This is a genomic window from Actinomycetota bacterium (genome assembly GCA_019347675.1).
Classification (GTDB): Bacteria; Actinomycetota; Nitriliruptoria; order Nitriliruptorales; family JAHWKO01; genus JAHWKW01.
The window spans coordinates 91,900-115,154 of the sequence record JAHWKW010000003.1 but is presented as its reverse complement, the minus strand read 5'-3'; the positions used below and the strand labels follow the sequence as shown (position 1 = coordinate 115,154).

Sequence of the window (23,255 nt, the reverse complement as noted above, 5' to 3'; positions counted from 1 at the left end):
GACAAGATGGGGGCGCCGACTGGAGGGGACCACATGGCAACGCGAGTGACCGTGCTCGGCACCGGGATCATGGGTTCGGCGATGGCCCGCCAGCTGCTCGCAGCAGACCACGACGTCGCGGTGTGGAACCGCACCCGTGAGAAGGCCGAGGAGCTCGGGCAGGACGGCGCGACCGTCGCCGACGACGCGGCTGAGGCGGTGGACGGGACGGAGATGGTCCTCACCGTGCTCGCCGACGCGGAAGCGGTCGAGGAGGTGATGACCGAGGCCCTCGGCGCCATGGCCGACGACGCGGTCTGGGTGCAGATGAGCACGGTCGGGCTGGCGATCGACCGCCTGGCCGACCTCGCCGCCGAGCACGAGGTCGGGTTCGTCGACGCACCGGTCCTGGGGAGCAAGGAACCGGCGGAGCGCGGCGAGGTGGTGGTGTTGGCCGCCGGCCCCGAGGACCTGCGCGAGCGCTGCGAGCCGGTGTTCGACGCGGTGGGCTCTCGGACACTGTGGCTGGGGGAGGCCGGGGCGGCCAGTCGTGTGAAGCTGGTGACCAACGCCTGGCTTCTCGGCCTCGTCGAGGCACTGGCGGAGTCCCTGGCGCTGGCCGAACAACTCGGTGTGGACCCGCAGGGCTTCTTCGACGCGATCGAGGGCGGACCCGTGGACGCCGCGTACGCCGGCCTCAAGGGCCGCGCCATGCTGGAGCGCGACTTCCCCGCGAGCTTCCCGCTGGGCCTGGCGTGGAAGGACGCCCGGCTGGTGGTGGAAGCAGGCGAGGAGCACGGCTTAGACCTCCCGGTCGCCCGGGTCGTCGCCGGTCAGCTCGCGCGGGCTGTGGCGGCCGACCACGGCGACGAGGACATGGCAGCCGTTTTCCGCGTGGTTGCAACCGACCGGGACGGGGGCGCATCCAACGGGGGATGAAGAGATCACGCGGTTACGCCGTCGTCGCGGCCATGCTCGCCGCGACGCTGATCCCAGCCGCAGCCGCTGCGGTCAGTTGCGTCCGCGACGACCGGCCTCTGACCGAACGACTGGCCGAGTTCGAGATCGTCTTCGTGGGAACCGTCACCGACGTCGCCGATGAGCGTCGAGCCGCCTGGTTCCGGGTGGAGGAGATCTGGCGCGGCCCCGATCTCGACCGACCGGTCGTCCGCGGCGGTCCTGGTGATCCCGGCACGGCAACCTCGGTGGACCGCACCTGGGAGATCGGCCAGCGCTACTTGGTGGCTCCCCGCCGAGCAGAAGGGGGGTTGGTGGACGACCGCTGCTCGCCGACACAGGCGTGGAGGGACGAGTTGGCCCGCGCGCGACCTGAGGATGCGCGCGTGGTTGGGCAGGCGGACACCGACGACCGCATCGCCACGGCGGTGCGTCGGCCGTGGACCGCGGTGGTCGCAGTGGCGCTGGTCCTGGCGTTCGGCGGCTACGCCCTCTGGCGGCGCCACGCCTGACCGGGCTCGGCGTTCGCGTCGGTCCCTCCTCGAGTGCTCGCCGACGTCACCACGCCGATCACGAGGTCGCCGACGACCACCAACGCCTTGTCTGCGTGGCCGAGTGCGTCGTCGAGCTCATCGAGCAGACGTCGACGTACATGCCCGCGGTCGCGAAGAAGACCGGGGCGAGGAAGCCGTACCCCACCACGTGGATGATCTTCTCGAATTCCTGGCGGAAGAACCGTGACCGGCCGATCACGATGCCGGCCACGAAGGCGCCGAAAACCGCCTCGATGCCGATCGCCTGCGTGAGCGCCGCGAAGGAGAGCACCACGGCCAGCAGCGCGGTGATCGGCAGGGTGGGTCCGTCGCCACGCCGCAGTGCCCGCCGCAGCAGCGCGTTCGTCGCCCGCTGGCCGCCGGTGAAGGCGAACGCCAGGAACGCGCCGATCGCGGCCACCGTCAGCACGAGCTTGGTCGGCTGGAGATGGCCTTCCTTCGCCGCGCCGGCCAGCGCGCTCAGCATCACCCACCCGACGATGTCATCGAACATCGCCGCGACCAGGATGACCTGCCCGACGTTGCGTCGCATCAGGTTCATCTCGATCAGGATCTTGGCGACGACCGGTAACGACGAGACCGCCAGGCACACCCCCATGAACAACGCGAAGATCGTCCGACCCCCGCTCTGGCTCAGGAACATCTCGGGCATCACGAAGCCCATGCCGATCCCCAGTGCGAGCGGCAGGAGCAGGCTGCCGACCGGCACCATCGCGGTCGACCGACCGATCCGCCGCAGCAGGCCGAGGTCGGTCTCGATCCCGGTCTCGATCAGCAGCAGGATCACCCCCAGCCACGCCACCGAGAGGATGACGCCGCTGTGGAAGTCGTCGCCGGGGAACAACCACAGCGCCCCGGCAGGGAAGAGCCGCCCGAACAGCGACGGTCCCAGCACGAGCCCGGCGGTGAGCTCACCGACGACGGCGGGCTGCCCGATCCGCTGCGCGAGCAACCCCAGACCCCGGGCGGCGAGGAACAGCGCCAGCAGCTGGAGCCAGAACAGGAGCATCGAGTGCTCCTACAGGGGCGTGAGCATGGTCACGTGTCGAGGATGCGGGCAGGTCGCGGGCGGGACGTACACCAGTCCACGTAGGACCGGCTACCCGATAGCGGGTAGACGGTTCACGCCAGGGGCACCTCGATCACGACCCGGGTGCCGCCGCCCCCTGCCTTGACGGCGTCCTCGAGGCGGATGTGGCCGTCGTGGGCCGCGACGATGCGGGACGCGACGTACAACCCGAGCCCGGCGCCGGACCTGCCGCGAGCGCTGTTGCCGCGCGCGTAGCGCCGCAGGACCGCCTCGCGCTGCTCGGCCGGCACTCCCGGACCTTCGTCGGTGACCGCGATCCGGAACCGCCCGCCGTCGGCGACCTGCCCCTCGATGTGGATCGGCGTGTTCGGCGGCGCGTACCCTGCCGCGTTGGCCAGGACGTTGCGGATCGCCTGGCCCAGCCGGACGGGATCGGCTGCGACCAGGACGTCCGCGCACCGCAGGGTCGTTGGGTGGCTGCCCGGTAGCCCCTTCGCGAACCCGGTCGCCTCCTGCAGCAACCCCACGGCGCGCACCGGGCGCAGGTCGCAGCTGAACTCGCTGAGCTCGAGGTCGCGGAGCTCGTCGATGCGGGACACGAGCTCGGACAGTCGGCGCGTCTCCGACCGGATCCCGGCGACGGCCTGGCGGACGCGGTCGGTGGCGGTCGGGTCCGTCGCCGAGGCCACGACGTGGATGAACGCGCGGATCGTCGCGATAGGGGGTGGCCAGCTCGTGCGAGACGATCGCGCGGAAGTCGTGCTCCCGCTCGAGGAGGGCGTTGAGCTCCGGGGCGAGCACGTCCTGGGCGCGCAGGTCCGCCTGCTGGGCGCGGACGGTCCGCGATCGTTCCAACGTGAGTCGCCGCAGCTGGAGGAGCGCGCCGACGGCGAGGAGGACGAGAGCCGCAGCCCGGAAGACGTCCGCCGAGGTCAGGATCGGGCCGAGGAACGCCGGGTGCAGGACCTCGTCGATCTGCGTGAAGCTCTGGGCGAGCAACGCCAGCGACAGCAGCGAGAACACCGGCGCGCCGCTGCGGACGTACGTGAGCCCTGCCAGCCACGCCCCGAACGCGAACAGCGCTGCGGGGACCAGTTGGATGACCCCGTGGGCGAGCGGATCGAGCACCACCAGCTCCGGCGGTCCATCGGCTGCGACCAGCTGCACGACCGCGGGCAAGCGGGCTTGGACCGCGACGAGCGTGACGTCGAGCGCGATCAGCGACCCCAAAGCCGCCCACAGGTAGCGCCGCAGCGACGAACGGGGGCGGCCGAGTCCGGCGAGCACGAACAGCGTCCCCGAGACGTACCGCGCCGCGACCCACGGGTAGAAGGCGAGCCCCTGGTCGAGGACCAGCCGCTGCGCCCCGACCGAGGCGCTGACAGCGAAGACCGCGTTGGTGACGCCGATGACGGCGAGCGCCGAGATGAACGCGTTGCGGGCCGGCACGATGTCGTCGTCGTCGGGGATCGCCAGCATCAGCGCCGCGAACAGCACCAGGTAGAAGCCGCCCACCTCGATGAGGGTGCGCAGGTCGGGGCCGTGGAGCCGGACGCGGCTACGTGGCTCGAGCAGGACGACCACCGTGTAGACGGTGCCGATCGTGACCGTCGCGAGTTGGGCCACGGCGAGCAACCGGCGGTTGCCCGGCGCCACCCGGCGAAGCCCAACGGGTGGCGGACCTGGTCATCGACGACGAACGCCGGCCATCGGCCTCAGTCGCGTGCTGCAGCCTGGATCAGGTCGTGGGCGTCCTCGACATCGAGCCACCCACGGATCTCCACATCCAGATCGCCCTCCAGGCGCTTGTACACCTCGAAGAAATCCTCGATCTCCTGCAGGTTCTGCCGCGGAAGATCGGTGTGGCGGCGGATGTCAGCGAAGCGAGGGTCGTCCGCCGGGACGGCGAGAACGTTGCGATCGTCGCCGGACGCGTCGCGCATGTGCAGCGCCCCGATGGGATATGCCTGGAGCACGCAGCCGGGGAACGCCGGATCGTACGCGGCGAGGATGATGTCGACCGGCTCGCCATCCGTCGCGACGGTGGACGGGACGAACCCGTAGTCGGCCGGATAGCGCACAGCGCCGGGGAGCACCCGGTCGCGCATGATCACCTGCAGGTCAGAACGGTACTCGTACTTGTTCCGGCTCCCGACGGGGACCTCCACGACCACGTTGACGACCTCCGGAGCGTTGGCTCCGATGGGCAGGCTCTCGAGGTCGACCGGCATCCCCAGCAACGTACGTGTCGACTGGGGATCGCGGGGGCGGCGAGGGACCCGAACGGCCGGGAGTCGCCGCCCGGCGGGGACGGGACCGATGCGGCTACCGCGCCTCCGTGTCGCCCTCCCGATCGGGGCTCCCCGTGGTGGTGGCCGCCCACGCCCATCCTTCGTGGTGGACGAGCGACAGGATACGGCGACGCTGATCCGCGGCGGACGCGAAGCCCGCCTGGATCACCGAACGGGGCTCGTGGGGGATGTCGTGAACATCGAGGTCGTCGAGGTCAGGCTCCGTGGGCGCCTCGACAGCGGTGGTGACGTACGCCTGCGGCATCGTGGACAGCAGAGCGTCGATGGCCGCGCGTGGTGCGTCGATCGCCAGGCGTGACGGACGGGCCCGGTCGTCGGTCCCGACGTCGAGCAGCAGCAGTGCGTCGTTGAGGACCGCCACTGACGGCCCGAGGGCAGCGTCACGGTCAGCGGTGTGGAAGAAGTGCAGCATCGGGTACGCGAGGTGGTGCTCGGCCAGGCGAGCGATCATGGGGGTCAGCGACATCAGCCAGTTCTCCAGCTGCCGGAAGTCCCCATCACGCCAACCCTTGGCCACAATCTCGGCCGGAGTGCGGCCCAGCGCGGAGATCACCCGGGCGAGCTGGCGCTTCTCCGAGACCGCCGCCGTGATCGGGATCAGGTACGCGATCGCCAGCGACAGCAGGATCAGGCCCGACGCCGACGCCGCCCACGCGCACGCGTCCCAGGCAGCGTTCGACGGTCGCAGGTCCATGGCTCTGCCGAACACCGATGCGGCGGCGAAGTTCAGGCGGTCCCAGCCGCCGGCAGGTTGCCCGGTTTCCTCCACGTGCAGGGCACCGGCGCTGGACGAGAAGATCAGGAACCACCCGATCACGACCGCCGTCAACCAGAAGACGAGGATGCCCAGCGTCACGACCAGGCCCGGTACGTACAAGGGCACGTGTCCCACCGATGGACGACGAACCCGGCTCAGCACACGCCAGAGCAGGCCCGCGACGAGCCGTGTGACCGGCCCGCCGCGGCGACCCACACGCACCGCCGTCGCGATGGCGTCGCCGAAGGCCAGCAGCAGCAGTGCCCCACCCAGCACACCCAGCACCGCAGTCACGTGGTTGGCCCGCCGTCGGATGCCTGCGTCGGTGGCCGACGCACGTCGCCGAACGTTCGCGACGTCACGTGGCCTTCAGCTGCTCGGGGCGACATCGTGGCGGAGCGGTTCCCCGCCGGCCAGCTCTGCGAGCCGGTCGCCGGCGTCGCGCATCGTGTCGTGCCCCGCAGCGCTCGTCGCGTCGCGCAGCACCGGGTCGAGGGCCCACAGCCACGCGCGGGTGCGGACGTCCCAGCGGTAGTCGACGCGGGTGGTCCCGTCCCCTTCCACGGTGATGACCAGCTCGCCGCTCCCCTCCAACCCGCCGCGGGCGGACGCGATCGCCAACCGGCGGGGCGGTTCAGCGTCGGTCACCTCCGCATCGAGGTGCAGCCCTCTGCCGGGGATCGGGCTGTTGAACCCCAGGCGGACCCGGCGCCCCGTCCCGTCGACGCCGCCCGACTCGATCTCCTCGGTCTCGCGGATCGCCGGCCACCACTCGCGCCAGCGTTCGAGGTCGCTGACGACGTCCCACACGTCCTGCGGAGACGCGGTGACGCGCCAGGCTCCCTCGACCTCGAAGCGTCCCACCGGGTCTAGGACTCCGGACCCGCGGCCAGCGCCTCCTGCCCGGCGTCGGTGAGGGCGTACGGTCGGCCGTCGGGCGCTCGGACGTGACCGGAGTCGACCAACCCTTCGACGGTCTGGCGGGCGTTGCTCTCGTCGAGGTCCAGGGTCTGCGAGACATGGCGTACCTGATCGGCTCGGGAGTCGTCACGGCCCTCGGTGTCCCGTAGCGTCTCCAGGACATCGAGCTCGTGGCGGGTGATCTCCATGTCAACTCCGGTCGGCCGTTGCCGACCGTAGAGCAACGCTGACGGACCCGCGGCGTCCAACCGGGCGACGTCGCAGCCTCAAGGATGCAAGGCCAGTCCCCGGTGGGTGTCGACGAACCCGGCTGCAAGGAGCGCGGCGCGCCACTCGGATCCTGCTGGCGGGGCGCCGTCCACCCGCTGCAGCTCGATGCGGCGCACGCGACCGTCCTTGACCAGCTGGACGAGGCCGTCCACCCAGGCGGCTCCTGCGGCGGCGGGGAAGGTGGCGAGGCTGCGGGCCCCACGCTCGAGGTAGACGGCGGCGTGGCCGTCGACCAGGACGACGTACGCGCCGGCCTGGCGCTGGGGACGGCCAGCGGTGGGTGGCCACGCCAGCGCCGCGCCGTACGGCTGCGCCGGGTCGGTCGCGGCCAGCACCACCACCTCGGGCGGGGCGTCGGCCCGGGCTGGCGGCCGGGCGTCGCGGAGACGGTCCACCGCCCCCGGCAGCGCGAACTGTGCCGCCCCCAGCCCTGCGACGAAGTACCCGCGACGCACCTGGCCGGCGGCCTCCATGGCCTTGAAGACCTCGTACACGCCGGCGAACCCACCCGGTACCCGCTGCGCCAGCACCGCCTCGCGGGTGACAATCCCGTGGCGTTCCAGCAACTGCCCGGCGCGGGCGTGGGCCACCTCGGTCGCATCCACCGGCGGTCGATCCACGAGCGACCACCGCCCCGCCCCCGCCGGGGGACCGAGTCGCGACCGCCGGCCCGGCCGTGGCCGACCACGAGCGCGGCGCGGCCGGCCACGCACGAACGCCCGGACCGGCGCGAACGTGTCGTTGGTGACCTCCCCGGCCCACACCAGGTCCCACAGGGCCGCCAGAACCACGGCCGGGTCCGCGAGGTGGGTCGGCCGCCGGTGATCGTCGACGGCGACGGCCGCCGCACCGACCAGCTCGGGCCAGAACGACGCGCCGCGCTCCGCCAGGTGGCGGCGCAACGCCTGGTGCACCGCTCCGTCGGGTCGCGGGTCATGCGCGGCGGGCACCAGCCAGGGTGCGTCGTCGCGGAAGGTCACGACCACCCGGCCGTCGGCCGGGCCGATCGCCTCCGCCCCGACCCAGACGACCTCACCTGCGGCCAGGAGCGCGTCGAGGTCCGCTGTCCGGTAGCCGTCCACCCGAGCGGGTAGGACGTCGGTCTCCAGCACCGAGGCGGGGATCGGGGCGCCTTGCAGCTGCGTCAGCGCGTCGACCAGCGCATCGACGCCGCGCCGGTCGGAGCCGATGCCGTGCCAGCGCGGCACGAACCGGCCAAGAGCGCCGGCATCGACGGGCTCGATCTCGCGGCGCAGCGCCGCCAGCGTGCGCTGACGCAGCCGCCGCAGCACGTCAACGTCGCACCACTCGCGCTCGCCGGCGTGCCCGGCGGGGACGCGTCGGCCACCACCGGGCACCGATGTTGGCCGGAACTCGCCCCGGACGACGCGGCCGTCGCCCTCGAGACGAGTCAGGGCGGCGTGGATGCGGTCCGTCGGGACGCCGAGGCGCGTGGCGACCTCCCCAGCGACGAAGGGTCCGTGGGTCCGGGCGTAGCGGCCCACCAGCCGGACCAACGGGTCTGGCTGCGGTTCGGTGAACGCCGTGGGCAGGCCGGCGGGGAGCGCGACCCCGAGCGCGTCGCGCAGCAGCGCCGCGTCCTCGGCGGCAGCGACGCGTTCCTCGCCTGCCACGCGGATCCGGATGGCACGTCGCTCGTCGACGAGCTGACCCACCCAGGACGCCGGGTCCCCGGCGCAGCGCCGCTCCAACTCGCCGAAGGTGAGCTCCCCGACGCGGCGCAGCAGGTCGTGCACCTGATCGGCTGAGCGCGCCCGGCGGTCGGCGGTCAGGTGCTGCAGTTCGTCTTCCAGATCCGACAGCACCTCCGCGTCGAGCAGGTCGCGCAGCTCCTCGGCCCCGAGCAGGTCGCGGAGCAGGTCTCGATCCAGGGCCAGTGCTGCCGCACGCCGCTCCGCCACGGGCGAGTCGCCCTCGTACATGTAGGTGGCGATCCAGTGGAACAGCAGCGACTGCGCGAACGGTGAAGCGTGGGGCGTGTCGACCGCGACCACGCGGATCCGGCGCGAGCGCACCTCCCCGAGGACCGCCTTGAGCGCTGGGACGTCGAACACGTCGCGCAGGCACTCGCGGGTGGTCTCCAGCAGGATCGGGAACGACGGGTAGCGGGCAGCGACCGTCAGCAGGTCGCTGGCGCGCTGGCGTTGCTGCCACAGCGGCGTGCGCCGGCCGGGACGGCGCCGTGGCAGCAGCAGCGCACGGCCGGCCGCCTCCCGGAAGTGGCTGGCGAACAGGGCGCTGTCGGGCAGCTCGGCGACCACCAGCTCCTCGACCTCGTCGGGGTCGATGGCCAGGTCGTCAACCGGGATGCGATCCACCGCCTCCGGCAGGCGCAGCACGATCCCGTCGTCGGACCAGATGGCCTCCACGTCGATGTCGCCACGCTCGCGGAGCCGGCGGCGGATGGCCAGCGCCCACGGGGCATGCACACGGCCGCCGAACGGCGACAGGACGCAGATCCGCCAGTCGCCGATCTCGTCGCGGAACCGCTCCACCACGATGGTGCGGTCGTCGGGGACCACCCCGGTGGCGGCGACCTGCTCGTCGAGGTAGTCGACGAGGTTGCGGGCGGCGAGCGTGTCGAGCCCGTCCTCGGCCACGAGCTCGTCGACGGCGCGGTCCCCGCGGGTCTGCAGCTCCCGCACGAACGCCCCGACGGCACGGCCGACCTCGACCGGGCGCCCCGGACCCTCGCCATGCCAGAACGGCAACTTCCCCGGGGCGCCCGGAGCGGGCGTGACGATCACCCGGTCGAACGTGATGTCCTCGATCCGCCACGTCGAAGCCCCGAGCGTGAACGTCTCCCCGGCGCGGCACTCGTAGACCATCTCCTCGTCGAGCTCGCCGACCCGGCTGCCGTCGGGGAGGAACACCCCGAACAGGCCACGGTCGGGGATGGTGCCGGGATTGGTGACGGCCAGCCGCTGGGCGCTGTCCCGGCCGCGGATGACGCCGGCGACCCGGTCCCACACGATCCGCGGAGTCAGCTCGGCGAACTCCTCCGACGGGTAACGGCCGGCGAGCAGGTCCAGCACCGCGTGCAGGGCCGCGTCGGACAGCCCGGCGAAGTTCGCCGCGCGCCGCACCAGCGCCGCGAGCTCGTCGACCGACCAGTCGTCCATCGCGGCCATCGCGACGATCTGCTGCGACAGGACGTCGACGGGGTTGCGCGGGTACCGCGTCTCCTCGATCAGGGCCTGGCGCATCCGGCGGACAACGACCGCGGCCTCGAGCAGATCACCGCGGTACTTGGGGAACAGCGTCCCACGGGACGGCTCGCCCACCCGATGGCCGGCCCGTCCGATCCGTTGCAGCCCACGTGCGACCGATCCGGGGGACTCGACCTGCACCACCAGGTCGATCGCACCCATGTCGATGCCGAGCTCGAGCGATGACGTGGCGACCAACGCGCGGAGCGCCCCACGCTTGAGTTCGTCTTCGATCGTGGTCCGCTGCTCGCGCGACAACGACCCGTGGTGGGCTTTGACCAGGACCGGCGGCTCGGCGTCGGCGGCCAGGTCCCCGGCGGCGGCGCGGCGGTCACGCTCGAGTTCGTTGAGGCGGGCCGCGAGCCGCTCGGCGAGCCGGCGCGCGTTGCAGAAGATGAGGGTCGAGCGGTGGGCGTGGATGAGGTCCAGCAGGCGCGGTTGGATCGCCGGCCAGATGCTGCGCCGGCTCGAACCGCTGGCGGCGGGGTCGTCGAACGGGTCGTCGACCACCGAGCCGAGCTGCCCCATGTCCTCGACCGGGACGACCACGTCGACGCGCAGGTCCTTGGTCGCCCCGGCGTCGATGATCGTGACCGGGCGGGGGTGGCCGGCGTCGAAGCCACCCAGGAACCGCGCGACCTCGTCCAGCGGGCGCTGCGTGGCCGACAACCCGATGCGCTGTGGTGGGCGGGTGGTCAACGCCGCCAGGCGCTCCAGCGACAACCCCAGGTGCGCCCCGCGCTTGTTCCCCGCGACGGCGTGGATCTCGTCAACGATCACCTGCTGGACGTGGCGCAGCGTTTGGCGGGCCTTGGACGTCAGCAGCAGGTACAGCGACTCCGGTGTGGTGATCAGGATGTCGGGCGGGGTGCGCACCATCGTCTGACGCTCACGGCCGGGCGTGTCACCCGTACGGATCGCGACGGTGGGTGCCGTCAACTCCAGACCCATCCGCTCGCCGGCCAGGACGATGCCGCGCAGCGGTGCACGCAGGTTCTTCTCCACGTCGACGGCCAGGGCCCGCAGCGGGGAGACGTACACCACCCGGGTGCGTTCGTCACGGGGCGGGACCGGGGCGGTCACCAGCCGGTCGATGGCGGTCAGGAACGCGGCCAGGGTCTTCCCGGAGCCGGTGGGAGCGAGCAGCAGGGTGTGCTGCCCGGCCGCGATCGGTGGCCAGCCGGCCGTCTGTGCGGCGGTCGGCTCGGGGAACGTCGTCGCGAACCACGTGCGGACGGCGGGGGAGAAGTGCTCCAGGGGCATCGCAGGCGCGACGCTACCCGCGGGCGGGGCTGCGTGGCCGCGCGCCGCCGTCACACCCGGCGGAACACCAGCAGGCGGCCGGTGACGGTCCCGTCCTCGTCACGCAAGGTGTGGGCGGTCTGCCGCACGCGGCCCTGGTCGGGGGCCTCCAGGTTCAGGCGGTGCTCTGACCGCCCGTCGAGGAGGGCCCCGGGTGCGGCGGCGGCCCGCAGCCGCGCCAGGGATGCGTCCGTCAACGGTGTCTCCGAGCGGTCGATCAGCTCGTCGACGGTGAGTCCCACCGGTGGTGCGGCGAGGCCGAACAGCTCCACGCAGGCGCGGTTGGCGTCTTTGATCACCCCGTCGGGAGACACGAGCAGCATCCCGTCGTCGAGCGCATCGAAGACCAGGTTGGCCTGCGCCCACAGCGGCCGCCGCCGCGCCGGAAACGGCTCGACGTTGACGTTGGGCACGTCGGGGCGATCCTCGACGGCCACGATGCGATCGAGGATCTCGAGGAAGCCGGCGACGACTTCAGGGTCGAACTGGGCGCCCGCCCCGGCCCGCAGCTCCGCGACTGCCTCCTCGACTGACATCGCCGGCCGGTAGGGACGGTCGTGCACCATCGCATCGAAGGCGTCGCAGACGCCGAACATCCGCGTGACCAGTGAGATCTCGTTCCCGCTCAGCCCGCGTGGGTAGCCGCTGCCGTCGAAGGCCTCGTGGTGGGTGGCCACCACCTGCAGGGCCGGCTGCAGGAAGCTGACCTGCTCGACGAACCGGACCCCGTAGGTGACGTGGCGGCGCATCAGCGTCTCCTCCGCCTCGGTCAGCGGACCGGGCTTCATCAGGATCCCGTCAGGGACCCCGAGCTTGCCGATGTCGTGCAGGAGGAAGCCGTACACCAGTTGCGGCTCGGCGGCGTGCTGCGGGGCGAGATGGCGCGCGAGGACGATCCCGTAGTGGGCGACGCGGTACACGTGTCCGCCGGTGACGGCGTCTCGGACGTCGATCGCTGCGGCCAGCGCCGCCACCGTCTCGAGGTGGGTGCGGGACAGCTCCGCGACCGTCGCCTGCGTGCGGTCCAGCGCGCCCCGCAGATCCCGCGCGTAGTGCAGCAGCTGTTCGTGGAGGACGCTCAACAGGTCGGTGTCGACACGTTGCTCAGGCACGGCGCTCCCAGACCGACACCAGCTCGATCAGCTCGATCGGGCTGAACGGTTTCTCCAGGAAGGCATCGGCACCGGCCGCCGCCATCTGACGCCGGATCTCCGCATCGCGGACGCCGGTGAGAGCCACCACCCGGCACGAGCCACGCCAGGGTTCGGCGGCCAGCAGCCGGCAGACCTCGACCCCGGTGATGACCGGCATCTGGTGGTCGAGGATGATCGCGTCAGGCTGGAGCCGTCGAGCGGCCGCGACCGTCTCCACCCCGTCGGTCGCCTCATGGACCTCCCAGTGCGCCGGCACGGTCGCGGCGATCAACGACCGCAGCGCCCCGTCGTCCTCTGCGATCAGCACCCTCACCCGCCGCCCCTCCAGCACCCATGCTAGGTCTCATCCGCCGAAACGGACGAACCAACGTCCGGTTACGCTCGTGAACTCCCAAGTCACGCACCGTCACGTCGAACCCAGCGCCGACCGAGGTCTCGTACCATGGCGGCGCTGACCCCGACGTCAGCGGTCAGGCCGGCCAGGTCACCGCGCTGAAGGAGCTGCATGGGCATCGGCCACGGGGATCGGCTGTCGACCCTCGACGCCACCTTCCTCGAACTCGAGACGCCCACCGAGCACATGCACACGGCCGGGTTGTTCATCTTCGACCCGCCCGACAACAGTGAGTTCGAGTTCTCGCGCTTCGTCCGTCTGATCCGTTCGCGCCTGCATCTGGTCCCGCGATTCCGTCAGAAGGTCGTCGACCGTCCACTGCCGCTGACGTCGCCGATCTGGATCGACGATGAGCAGTTCGACCTGTCCTACCACGTCCGTCACGCGGCCCTGCCACGCCCGGGTCGCATGGACCAGCTGATGGAGTACGTCGGGCGCCTGATCAGCCGTCCGCTGGACCGCAAGCGGCCGCTGTGGGAGCTGTATGTGATGGAGGGCCTCGAGGACGGCCGCGTCGCCTACCTCGGCAAGACCCACCACGCCATGGTCGATGGGGTGACGGGGATCGACATCGCCACGCTCCTCCTCGACTTCGACCAGGACCCAGGCGACCTCGCCCAACCCCGGGTCTGGCATCCGGCGCCCCGCCCGAACACCGTGAGGCTGGCCGCCGGCGCCGTCCGCGACGTGGTCACCGGTCCGCGGTCGGTTGTGGCCGGGATGCAGCGGCTCGCCACGGCGCCGCAGAGTGCCATGGCGTCGACGGTGAGGATCGCGCAGGGCGTGGCATCCATGGCCCGGTCGGGGGTGCGGCCCGGCCCGCCCAGCCCGCTGAACCGACCCAACGGGATCTCGCGTCGCTTCGCGATCCAGCGCGTGCCGTTCGGCGACGTCCGGCGCGTGAAGAACACGTTCAACACCACGGTCAACGATGTGGTCCTGGCCATGGTCGGCGACGCGGTCGGCCGCTTCCTGCGGGCCCGTGACGAGGACACCAGGGGCCTGACACTCAAGGTGATGGTCCCTGTGAGCGTCCGCGCTGACGACGGCCGTCACCTGTTCGGCAACCGGGTCTCGTCGGTGTTCGTCCGTCTGCCTGTGGACGAGATGGATCCCGTCGAGCGGTTGCAGCAGATCCACGACGGGATGCGAGAGATCAAGGATCATCAACAGGTCGTGGGGGCCGACTTCCTGGTCGGCCTCACAGCCTACGCCCCGCCGACCCTCCACGCGCTGGCGGCGCGTCTGGCGGCACGCACCCGGATGTACAACTTCGTCGTGACGAACGTCCCGGGTCCGCAGGCGCCGATGTACTCACTGGGCATGCGGCTCCTGGGCGCCTTCCCGGCGGTGCCGCTCGCGCAGAACCACTCGTTCGCGGCCGGTGTGACGTCGCTCGACGGGTGGCTGAACTTCGGCTTCGTCGGGGACTGGGACGCGCTGCCTGACCTGGAGAACGTGACCGCGTGCCTGGTCGAGTCCCTGGGCGAGCTGTTGGAACACGCCGAGGCGGCGGGAGCCCGGACGGAGCTGGCGCGCCGAAGTCGCCCGTAACGACGGTCAGCCTCGAACGACCGCCAGCCTGCAACCACCGCCATCCCGGCGACCGTCAGCCCGGCGACGCCGACGCGGACGCCACCTGCCTGGCCGCCTGCTGTGCGTCGCTGCGCAGGTTCTCCGCCTCGACGCTGAGATCGCCGAGCTCGCCGATCACTCCGGCGTCGAGCGACTGCCGCAGCGCCGTCCCGGCGGCGGCTTGGAACCCGAAAGGATCCTCCGCGCCGAACACCTCGCGCACGCGGGTGTTGTACTCGTCGAGATCGCCCAGGGTCAGCAGGGCGATGGCCTCCTCCCCGAACGCGATGTTGTGCTCGACGTAGGTGAGGTAGGCGTCGGCCAGGGTGTCGAGACCGTCGACGTCGATCGCCGCCTCGGCGGCGGAGCGGTAGTCGGCCAGGACCGGACGCTCCGACTCCCACTGCTGGCGGAGCTCCGCCGGATTCTGCGTGTCGGGATGGCCCTCCACGAAGGCGATGTAGCGATCGCGCTCCGCGCGCAGGTTCAGCAGCGCCGCCGCCCACTGCTCGGCGCGGGTAGCCAGCGTCACCGCCCGCTCGCCGAGGTCGCCGGCGCTCGACCGGAAGGCCGCGAGCCGTTCGAGCTCGGCGGCCAACGCCCGGCGCCGGGCGCGGTCGGGCAGGTCGGGTGGCGGGGCGTCGGCGTGCTCCTGCAGCCTGCGGCCCAGGTCGTCCAGGGCGGCCTGCTGGTTGAGTCGGTCGGTGGTGATCTCCTCGTCGCTCCGTTGCGATTCGGTGAGGTACTGCTGCAGCGTCAGGCGCAGGTCAGCGGCGGTGTCCGCGGTGGCTGCGACCGCCGTCGCGATCCCGTCGTAGCTGACTGCGAGGTCCTCACGCGCCTCAGCGGTCGCCGCGGCCATCTCGGCCCGGTGCTCCGCACCGGGGCCCAACCACCACAATGCGAAGACAGCGGCGGCCAGCACCACCACGGCGGAGACGAGCGCGGCCGTGACAGCCAAGGGGCCTGCGCTGGGCGACGGCGGGCGCCTGGACGGCGCCTGCGGCGGGGCGCGTAGCACGGTGCCTCCCAGATCGCGACGCGACCGGCCCGGCGCGGCCTCGACTCGGCGCACTCAGCGTCGTTCACCAGCGAGCGCTCGCGGCCGGGGTCGCCGAACCCCCGGGCGGCGCCAGACGGTACACCGGATGCTCGCACCGGGACCGGCCCGAGGCTACCGTCCCGCGGTGCGGCCGCCGGCACCAAAGGGAGGGGCCGTGGATGCGGTGGCCGGGCCCGAAGAGGTGACGCTGCGTGTCGTCAGGCTGCGGGCCGGCGTCGTCCTTCCGTCCTACGCCCACCCGGACGACGCCGGCCTGGACCTCGCCGCCGCAACCGACGTGACGCTGCTCCCCGGTCAGCGCGTCGCCGTCCCCACCGGCTTGGCGCTGGCGATCCCTCGTGGGTGGGTCGGGCTCGTCCATCCGCGCTCGGGGATGGCACTGCACCACGGTGTGACGGTCGTGAACGCGCCCGGCACGATCGACGCGGGGTACCGCGGCGAGGTGAAGGTCCTGCTGGTCAACCTCGCCGACGCCCCGGCCGAGATCGCGCGCGGCGACCGCGTCGCGCAGCTGCTGCTGCAGCCCGTGGGCCGTGCGGTGATCGTCGAGAGCGACGCCCTGGAGGCCACGTCCAGGGGGAGCGGGGGTTTCGGCTCGTCGGGGACCGGGCCGCCAGCGGACGACTCATGACCAGCGGGTGCGTGGCCGCTCCTGGGGCTCGCCGTCGACCTCGAGGTCGACCCGCTCGTTGAAGAACGACAGGTGACCGGCCACCGGGGCGGCATCGTGCAGCGGGGCGCGGTAGGACCACACCACGTCCTCGTGCCGCTCGCCGCCGACGTCGACGTGGTGGTAGCTCGCCTCGCCCTTGTAGGGGCAGCGCGTGATGGTGGCGCTGGGCACGAGCACGTCGCGGCGGACGTCTTCGGGTGGGAGGTAGTAGCGGATCGGCAGTCCCGTCTCGAACAGCAGCAGCGGCCGGCGCGACTCGGCGACGACCACGGCACCGACCCTGACCACGACCCGGCGGGAGCTGCGGCGCACGTCCACCCGGTGGTACGGGTCGATGGGGTGGACGTGGATGCGTTCGTCCTCGTGGTACCAGGCGTCCACGGCGTCCCAGACGAAGGCGAGGTGGCCAGCGAGCCACACGGCCGGATCGATCGGGTCGGGGTAGCTCCACACCGCGTCCTCAGCGACCCGATCACCCACCCGGATGTCCCAGTAGCGCGCGTCGCCCTTGGCCGGGCAGTGGGTGGTGCGGTCGCTGACACGTAGCAGGTCGGTACGGACGTCGGCTTGCGGGAAGTAGTAGACCGGCGTCAGACCGGACTCGTGCAGCATCTTGGCGCGGGTGGTGTCCGCGACCGTCTCGCCGGCGAACTCGACACGGATCCGCTCGGGACGATCCTCGAGGTACAGCACCCGTCGCGGGGCGCCTGGGTCGAAGTTGAACCTGCCCGCCGGCCGGTCGCCGAACGGACCGGTCCCGATCGTGAGAGTCATGGTGTCTCCGGTCGCAGTCGCAGTACGAGCAGGCTACGGCGGCTTGCGGCGGTTCGGTCGTGCTCGGTCCGGAAGCGATCAGCGGAGCCGTCACGACACCGCGCGGTCGGCCTCCAGCAGCCGCAACCACACCTCGCTGACGGTGGGGAAGGCCGGAACCGCGTGCCACAGCACGTCGATCGGCACCTGTGCGATGATCGCGATCGTGGCGGCGTGCAGCAGCTCGCCGACCTCCGGACCGGTGAACGTCGCCCCCACCACCGTGCGCCGGCTGCGGTCGATGACCACCTGAGCGGTGCCCGAGACACCTTTGCCCAGCAGCGACGTCCCGGCGACGCTGCTCAACGGGACGCGGACGACCTTGGCGTCCACCGCGGCGTCGCGGGCCTGCTGTTCGGTCCGACCGACGGCAGCCACCCGCGGGTCGGTGAACACGACACGCGGCACCGCTTGGTGGTCCGCCCACGCGGCGGCGTCGACGTCGCCGATCACGTCACCGACAACGCGTGCCTGGTACTTGGCCCTGGTGGGTGAACAACGCGCGGCCGTTGACGTCCCGACCGCGTACAACCAGCCGCCGTCGACCCCGGCGACGCGCAGCTGATCGTCCACGTCGAGGTACCCGCCGCTGCCCACCCCGACCGTGTCCAGGCCGAGGTCGTCGGTGCGGGGGGTTCGGCCCACGGCGACCAGCAGCTCGTCGCCGACGAGCTCGGTGCCATCGTCGAGCGTCAGCGTCACGGGACCACCCGGCTGGTCGCGGGTCGCGTTCCTCGCCGCGGCCCCGGTGCGGACCCGGATCGCTTCGTCCGCGAAGGCGGTCGCCAGCTCCTCGCCCACGAACGGCTCCTCGTGGGCAGGCTGCTGCATCTCGACGACCGTGACCTCCTCCGCGCCGAGGCGCCGGTACACCTGGGCCATCTCCACTCCGACCACGCCGCCGCCCAGGATCAGCAGGCGACGCGGGATCTGTTGGCGGTGGTGACGTCACGGCTGTCCCAGATCTCGATGTCGCCGACACCTTCGATCGGGGGGATCGACGCGCGCGTCCCCGTTGCCAACACGACCGCGTTCCGCGCTTCGACGGTCACGGTGTCCCCGCCGTCGCGGTCCACCTCGACGGTCCGCTCGCCGGCGAGCCGGGCATGGCCGCGGATCAGGTCGACCCCGATCCCCTGCAGCCAGTCGGCCTGTCCTTCATCGTCGAAGCCGTGGACGAACACGTCCCGGCTGCGTAGGGCCGCATCGACGCCGATGTCTCCGGTGATCGCCGACGCGACCGCCGGGACACGGCGTGCTGCGCCAAGCGCTTCGCCGGGACGCAGCAGCGCCTTGCTGGGGATGCAGGCCCAGTACGAACACTCGCCACCGACCAGTTCGCGCTCGACCAGCGCCACGGACAGGCCATGCTCACGCGCGTATCAGGCTGCGTTCTCACCGGCGGCCCCACCGCTGATCACGATCACGTCGTACTGCTCCACCATGGCGTCACTGCCTCCCTGCGGGCGTCTGCTGTGCAAAGGAACCCGGCGCGGTGGCGATAACGTCCGTCGGCCGCCCGTCCCGATGACCCACCGGATCGACTCGTCACCGCACCGGGCAGTGCGGACGGCCGATGGTTGTCGCCCCTTCGGGCCTCCGGTAGCCTCCTGGTTCGCGCGGACGCGGTGACGTCGGGGCAGCATCAGCTGGCTGGGACACCCGTCGACTCCCCGTGTCGACTTCCCGTGCGGACGTAGCTCAGTTGGTAGAGCGTCGCGTTGCCAACGCGAAGGTCGCGGGTTCGAATCCCGTCGTCCGCTCTCGTCTCCTCCCCCCCGCCACGCCAGCCCTCGCCGAGATGTGCCCGGTGACCCGCCCGGGTGGGACCGTGGCCGGCGACGTGTGGGACTACGGGCTCGGCCCGTGCCGCAAGGTTGAACTCGTGGCCCAAGGTCGGTGAGCGTTGTGCCGGGGTGCTCCCCGGACCCTCGCGTCGGCCGGAGCCGCGAGCTGAGGTCGGCGACGAAGGCTCCTGAGGAACTGAGCGATCGGGTCCGGCCCGCAGGAAGCGCTGGCGCACGCTGTCGTAGCCGTCGCTGATGAGACCCGGACGGGTTGGGGGTCGGTCGGCGTCAGTCGGCGGCTGCACCGATTCGGCCGGCGCGGACCCACGCACGGTCCCGACGCTCGATCGGAACGATCTCCGGTGTGCTGGCGAGACGGCGTAGGCACTCGTACTCCTTGGCCACCCGGCTGGCGTGCGGGCCGGTCGGCCAGTTGGTCCGTGTCACGGGCGAGCCGTCCTCGGTCACGTGCGGGTCGTAGGTCACCGCGTGCACGAGTCTCACGGACGGCAGGTGGTTGAGCAGCGTCAGGACCGCGCGCCGGTGGAACCACTTCACCACCGCGATGACCGACTCGGGACGCCCCAGACGGGTCTCGATCAGTGGCCGCGCGTGGAGCACGTTCTCGAGGGTGGTGCGCGAGGTGTTCTCGACCAGGATCGCCTGGGGCGGGACGCCGTGCTCGCCCAGGAGCCGCGCGTGCTGCTCCGCCTCGATGTGGCCGGGCCGTCCCCGGTTCTCCCCGCCGGTCACGACGACCGCCGATGCGAGGCCGGACGCCATCAGCTCTGCCGTGGGCCCGACCGGGTCGCGCAGGCGGGTGCCGAACACGAACACAACGTCGGCCGGTGCCACACCGCGGCTGTCGGCGTCCACGGCGGCGGTCACCGCTTCCTGGCCCGGATCTTCCAGCAACGCCTCGATCATCGCCTGCCCGGGCATCGGCACGTGCCACTGCCAGGTCGTGCTGGTCGGGTCGATCGACACGGTACGCCTCCCGGTTACCGGAGACCGTAAACGCGGCGACCATGACCGGTCGTCGGAGCCGAAGTATGGCAACCAGAGCGACCAAGGCGCCGATGTGACCCCGCATATCGCCGCCACAGTGAATTCGGTCCTCCGGCGGGCGAAAAGCGGTCGAGCTCACCGCGGGCTCACTCCCCGGCCTCCTCGAGCAGCACCACCGTGAGGAAGGCCTGGCCCTGCTCCTCACGAACCTCGATGCTGAGCGTGGCCTGCGACCCTGCGATGCGTTTGTTGGCGCTGGCGATGGGACCTTCCGCGAAGAACGTCCAGCCGGCGGCCTCAGCGGCGGCGATCGCAGCGGCGCGCACCGCCTCCGGGTCGGCGCTGTCGGCGATGGCGTAACGTTGCACCACACTCGCCCGAACAGGCTTGCCGAGCGTCCGGCCCCCCGCCGAGAGGCTCCGGTCGACCAACGTCAGATCCTGGCCCTGGTAGGAGGCCATCGGGTCCGCCCGCAGCGCGTCCAACTCAGGGGCGTCCGCCGGCTCCCCGCACGCGGCACCCACCAAGGCCAGCCCCAGCACCGCCACCGCGAGCAGCCACCGACCCGTCACCGACCCACGGCCGTTACGTTGAGCCGGTATTCGCCACCGACCGCCCCAGCTGCGGGCTGGATGCGGACCAGGTACCGCCCCGCCGCGAGCCTAAGGTCGATCGCTTCGCTGCGGGACCCCGGTTGCGTCGAGGAGCCCAACTCGTTGCCGTCGAGGTCGTGGATGTACAGGTCGTAGTTCGACGACATCCCGATCAGCTGGAGCTTCAGGCGGCGGCCGTCGGTGTCCACCCCCCACCAATCGACATCCTCGTGGTCGATGATGTCACTGTCCTGGTTCCAATGGGGCTGGCGAAACTCCTCCACCGTGGACGGGTGGCTGTTGCCATCACGGTCCACGAGTTCGCTCACCCCCTCCTTGTCCTCGGTGGGGTAGCCGGGGTCCTCGTCACACACGTCGCCGATGCCGTCCTCGTCGTAGTCGAGCTGCCCGTGGTTGGGGTCGTCGGGGCAGTTGTCCTCGTCGGGTGGGACCTCGTCACCGTCCGAGGACGCGTGGGCGCGCACGGTTCCGACGCTGAACTTGCCGTCGTCGTCGGTCACACGCACCGCCACTGAACCGTCGAAGGGCACGGTGAACGTGTGGGTATAGGTCGGCTGCTCGCTCGGCGGCGTGTCGTAGGTGCCGTCGCCGTTGAGATCCCACTCGTAGCCTACGATGGCCCCATCGACGTCGAACGACCCGGACGCGTCGAGCACGATGGGGCTACCCAGCGTCGTCACGTAGGGTCCGCCGGCCCACGCGAAGGGCTTGGTGAGCGCCTCCTCGAGCGCGTCGGCGAGAGCCTGGGAGACCTGGGAGGGCGTCGGGGCGCTGTAGATCCCACCGCCGGTGCGGTCAGCCACCTCACGCAGTGGGGCGAACGAGGAACCGCCCGACGAAACGTCGACGACGTATACCTCAGCGGGGTCGACCGCGATGGACGCGTCCACGACGTCGTCGATGGTGAGGCCGCTGACGGGCTCGGTGTACGAGGGCGCGCTCCCGTGTGGCGGCGCGTCGCCCAGCTGGATGATCACCTTCTTGACGCCCGGCCGCCAGGGGAGCTCGATGCCCTCAATCAGGCCAGACCACACCGACTCGGGGAAGTTCCCTCCACCGCTCACCGTCAGCGCGTTGATCGCGTCCTTGATGGCCGAGGTGTCATCGGTGAAGCCGAGCTCGGTGCGGCGAGGGTAGTCGCTCGACCCACCGTACGGAGAGACGGGGTGGTCCTTGTAGGTGACGAGGCCGACCCGAAAGCTCGCGGTTCGCTCCGACAGCAGGTCGACGAGCTCGGTCGAGAACTGCTTCACCGCGGCGATGTCCTCACCCATCGAACCGGTCGTATCGATCACGAACACCAGATCGAGGTCGCCGCCGATCTCGCCGGTCCCGCCCGCACCGAAGACCCCGTGAGGTGCTAGCAGGTTCGCGACCTCCTGGTGGCCCTGGTGATTGAAGTGATACCACTCGGCCGCGATGCGCGAATCGAACTCGTGCAGCCACCGGTCCGGGTTGCGGCGGCTGGCGCTGCCGTCCGGCTCATGCCCGGCGAAGTGACTCTTGACCTCGTCGAGGAAGAACGTGAAGTCCTCGCCCGCCGACGCGTTGGCGTCGGCGACACCCGAGGACTGATGGATATCGCCAAGGTCACCGAGGTCGCGCACCTCCTCACCAGCCCGGTACCGGTCGCTGCCTAGCAGCGACACCAAGGTGTAGCTGGGATCCTTCTCCAGGTACGGGTAGGACAGCAGCACCACGCGTGCGTCGTCGCGGACCTTCGACCGGATACGCCTCAGGATGTCGGAGACCGCGGACTCGACGCCCGGAAGGCCCGCGCGCGCCGCGGTGACGTTGTCGCGGCAGTCGCCAGGGTCACGGAGGCCAACCGCGAAGCACTGCTCGACGATCTCGGCGAAGTTGACGTCGTTGCCGCCCATCGTGAACAGCACGAGATCGGTGTCGCGACCGATCGCATCGATCTGCGCGTCCAGGATACGCTCGCACGCGAACGCGACCGTCGTCTGGTGGGTCAGCGAGTCGTAGTAGTGGTCTTCGATGCGTATGTCGTAGCGTTCCTCATCGGGATACTTCGAGACGCAATCTCCGCGCCGGCCCAGCTCCGCGCGGAATTCGCGGTCATCAGCGGGGCGGTCGCCAGACAGGGTCACCAACTTCGTCTCTGTGCCCATGCTGCGGTCGTTGAGCACGTTGTCCGACACTGCCCCGCTGCAAGCACGGTTGACGAACGTCACGCTGTAGCCAGAGGCCTTCAGCACGTAGACGTAGCGCTCCGCCCAGTTGGTGGAACTGCGGTAGCACTTCTTGGGCCCGTAGTAGTTGCCTGCCCCGTTCCCCGCCGAGTACGAGTCGCCGATCAGCACGACCTTGAGCGGCCCGCCGACCGTCTGGGCCGGTGCCGCCGTCACGCCGAAGCCGGCCAACAGCAGACCGCTGACGACCGCCAACGCCAACCAGCGAACGTGTACACCACGAATCATGCCTGTCGCCCCTCACCACCAACCCTCAAGGGCGCGGGACCCTACGGGCGCAGGATGGTCCCGGTCAACCCTCGCAACGACGCGCCACGTCCGGCAGCCCGCACTGGTCAGCGTGCTCGCGTGATCAGGACGCGGGGGTTGAGACGGACCCCGGCGCGTTCGGCCCACCGCCGGCCGAGCCTCCTTCGAGTCGATAGCGGGTCCGACGTTCGGATCAGTCCGAACCCAGGACGCTGGCCGTGCGTATCTCGGTGAGCCATGTCTCGTATCGCTGGGTGTCCATCCGCGCTGTTCGACGAGCTTCTCGTACCCCGCGTGCGAGTTGAGGGTCCACAGCACATCGCGTGCTTCCCCGGTCGACAGACCCGGCTTGAGGGTTCCTCGGTCGGAGAGCAGTTGGGCGAAGCGGGCCAGGCCGTCC

18 protein-coding genes, 1 tRNA gene and 1 pseudogene are annotated in these 23,255 nt (G+C 71.3%); 5 read left to right on the top strand and 15 right to left on the bottom strand.

All coding sequences use genetic code 11. From position 1 onward, the window contains the following. Positions 1-33 precede the first annotated feature (33 nt). Together KY462_02910 and KY462_02905 are read left to right on the top strand one after the other, a co-directional pair. Positions 34-918 (top strand): NAD(P)-dependent oxidoreductase, encoded by an 885-nt coding sequence (locus tag KY462_02910; GenBank protein MBW3576687.1) that lies wholly within the window; start codon positions 34-36, stop codon positions 916-918. Beyond that, positions 915-1,448, top strand: coding sequence for a hypothetical protein (locus tag KY462_02905; GenBank protein ID MBW3576686.1), 534 nt, complete (start codon positions 915-917; stop codon positions 1,446-1,448). The genes KY462_02910 and KY462_02905 overlap by 4 nt, the downstream gene beginning before the upstream one ends. Before the next feature lie 58 nt (positions 1,449-1,506). Here KY462_02905 and KY462_02900 read toward each other — a convergent pair whose 3' ends face one another. The 9 genes from KY462_02900 to KY462_02860 all read right to left on the bottom strand — a co-directional run bounded on the left by KY462_02900 (position 1,507) and on the right by KY462_02860 (position 12,779). Continuing rightward, positions 1,507-2,499 carry a cation:proton antiporter gene (locus tag KY462_02900; GenBank protein MBW3576685.1) on the bottom strand — a complete coding sequence of 331 codons (993 nt, stop codon included), beginning with the start codon at positions 2,497-2,499 and terminating at the stop codon, positions 1,507-1,509. Between the two features lie 113 nt (positions 2,500-2,612). Then, positions 2,613-3,209: a sensor histidine kinase gene (locus tag KY462_02895; GenBank protein MBW3576684.1), complete on the bottom strand. Its 597-nt coding sequence runs from the start codon at positions 3,207-3,209 to the stop codon at positions 2,613-2,615. 1,026 nt (positions 3,210-4,235) lie between these two features. Then, positions 4,236-4,751 (bottom strand): inorganic diphosphatase, encoded by a 516-nt coding sequence (locus KY462_02890; GenBank protein ID MBW3576683.1) that lies wholly within the window; start codon positions 4,749-4,751, stop codon positions 4,236-4,238. Between the two features lie 94 nt (positions 4,752-4,845). Continuing rightward, complete coding sequence (locus KY462_02885) at positions 4,846-5,874, bottom strand: hypothetical protein (GenBank protein ID MBW3576682.1); 1,029 nt, start codon at positions 5,872-5,874, stop codon at positions 4,846-4,848. Between the two features lie 84 nt (positions 5,875-5,958). After that, the gene (locus tag KY462_02880) at positions 5,959-6,453 is read right to left on the bottom strand and encodes an SRPBCC family protein (protein ID MBW3576681.1); all 495 of its coding nucleotides are present in this window, start codon (positions 6,451-6,453) and stop codon (positions 5,959-5,961) included. A 5-nt stretch (positions 6,454-6,458) separates the two neighbouring features. After that, the gene (locus KY462_02875) at positions 6,459-6,698 is read right to left on the bottom strand and encodes a PadR family transcriptional regulator (GenBank protein ID MBW3576680.1); all 240 of its coding nucleotides are present in this window, start codon (positions 6,696-6,698) and stop codon (positions 6,459-6,461) included. Positions 6,699-6,776: 78 nt separating this feature from the next. Continuing rightward, a complete protein-coding gene (locus tag KY462_02870) occupies positions 6,777-11,273 on the bottom strand; it encodes a DEAD/DEAH box helicase (GenBank protein ID MBW3576679.1) in 4,497 nt (1,498 codons plus the stop codon). 50 nt (positions 11,274-11,323) lie between these two features. Next, a complete protein-coding gene (locus tag KY462_02865) occupies positions 11,324-12,424 on the bottom strand; it encodes an HD domain-containing protein (GenBank protein MBW3576678.1) in 1,101 nt (366 codons plus the stop codon). Continuing rightward, positions 12,417-12,779 (bottom strand): response regulator, encoded by a 363-nt coding sequence (locus tag KY462_02860; protein MBW3576677.1) that lies wholly within the window; start codon positions 12,777-12,779, stop codon positions 12,417-12,419. Before KY462_02860 ends, KY462_02865 begins: the two co-directional genes overlap by 8 nt. A gap of 192 nt (positions 12,780-12,971) precedes the next feature. Between KY462_02860 and KY462_02855 the strand changes: the two genes are divergently transcribed. Further along, positions 12,972-14,414 (top strand): wax ester/triacylglycerol synthase family O-acyltransferase, encoded by a 1,443-nt coding sequence (locus KY462_02855; protein MBW3576676.1) that lies wholly within the window; start codon positions 12,972-12,974, stop codon positions 14,412-14,414. Between the two features lie 55 nt (positions 14,415-14,469). Here the strand turns inward: KY462_02855 and KY462_02850 are convergent, their stop codons facing one another. Then, positions 14,470-15,396, bottom strand: a complete 927-nt coding sequence (locus KY462_02850; GenBank protein MBW3576675.1) for a hypothetical protein — start codon at positions 15,394-15,396, stop codon at positions 14,470-14,472. A 187-nt stretch (positions 15,397-15,583) separates the two neighbouring features. Between KY462_02850 and dut the strand changes: the two genes are divergently transcribed. Further along, positions 15,584-16,129, top strand: coding sequence for a dUTP diphosphatase (dut, locus tag KY462_02845; protein ID MBW3576674.1), 546 nt, complete (start codon positions 15,584-15,586; stop codon positions 16,127-16,129). Here dut and KY462_02840 read toward each other — a convergent pair. Next, complete coding sequence (locus KY462_02840) at positions 16,124-16,945, bottom strand: DUF427 domain-containing protein (GenBank protein MBW3576673.1); 822 nt, start codon at positions 16,943-16,945, stop codon at positions 16,124-16,126. The two genes, dut and KY462_02840, sit on opposite strands and share 6 nt — an antisense overlap. Before the next feature lie 90 nt (positions 16,946-17,035). Beyond that, positions 17,036-18,429: pseudogene (locus KY462_02835) on the bottom strand (NAD(P)/FAD-dependent oxidoreductase). A 245-nt stretch (positions 18,430-18,674) separates the two neighbouring features. Between KY462_02835 and KY462_02830 the strand changes: the two are divergent. Then, a tRNA-Gly gene (locus KY462_02830) sits at positions 18,675-18,747 on the top strand. Positions 18,748-19,059: 312 nt separating this feature from the next. Here the strand turns inward: KY462_02830 and KY462_02825 are convergent. The 3 genes from KY462_02825 to KY462_02815 all read right to left on the bottom strand — a co-directional run bounded on the left by KY462_02825 (position 19,060) and on the right by KY462_02815 (position 22,807). Next, entirely contained in the window at positions 19,060-19,758 is a 699-nt protein-coding gene (locus tag KY462_02825; protein MBW3576672.1) for a YdcF family protein, read from the bottom strand. A gap of 167 nt (positions 19,759-19,925) precedes the next feature. After that, complete coding sequence (locus KY462_02820; protein MBW3576671.1) at positions 19,926-20,351, bottom strand: hypothetical protein; 426 nt, start codon at positions 20,349-20,351, stop codon at positions 19,926-19,928. Continuing rightward, positions 20,348-22,807 carry a VWA domain-containing protein gene (locus tag KY462_02815; protein MBW3576670.1) on the bottom strand — a complete coding sequence of 820 codons (2,460 nt, stop codon included), beginning with the start codon at positions 22,805-22,807 and terminating at the stop codon, positions 20,348-20,350. Before KY462_02815 ends, KY462_02820 begins: the two co-directional genes overlap by 4 nt. Positions 22,808-23,255 lie beyond the last annotated feature (448 nt).

Coding starts and splice junctions, on each gene's coding strand:
- KY462_02910 (MBW3576687.1), top strand. CDS start 34: ATGGCAACGCGAGTGACCGTGCTCGGCACCGGGATCATGGGTTCGGCG.
- dut (MBW3576674.1), top strand. CDS start 15,584: ATGCTCGCACCGGGACCGGCCCGAGGCTACCGTCCCGCGGTGCGGCCG.
- KY462_02855 (MBW3576676.1), top strand. CDS start 12,972: ATGGGCATCGGCCACGGGGATCGGCTGTCGACCCTCGACGCCACCTTC.
- KY462_02875 (MBW3576680.1), bottom strand. CDS start 6,698: ATGGAGATCACCCGCCACGAGCTCGATGTCCTGGAGACGCTACGGGAC.
- KY462_02870 (MBW3576679.1), bottom strand. CDS start 11,273: ATGCCCCTGGAGCACTTCTCCCCCGCCGTCCGCACGTGGTTCGCGACG.
- KY462_02900 (MBW3576685.1), bottom strand. CDS start 2,499: ATGCTCCTGTTCTGGCTCCAGCTGCTGGCGCTGTTCCTCGCCGCCCGG.
- KY462_02840 (MBW3576673.1), bottom strand. CDS start 16,945: ATGACTCTCACGATCGGGACCGGTCCGTTCGGCGACCGGCCGGCGGGC.
- KY462_02905 (MBW3576686.1), top strand. CDS start 915: ATGAAGAGATCACGCGGTTACGCCGTCGTCGCGGCCATGCTCGCCGCG.
- KY462_02890 (MBW3576683.1), bottom strand. CDS start 4,751: ATGCCGGTCGACCTCGAGAGCCTGCCCATCGGAGCCAACGCTCCGGAG.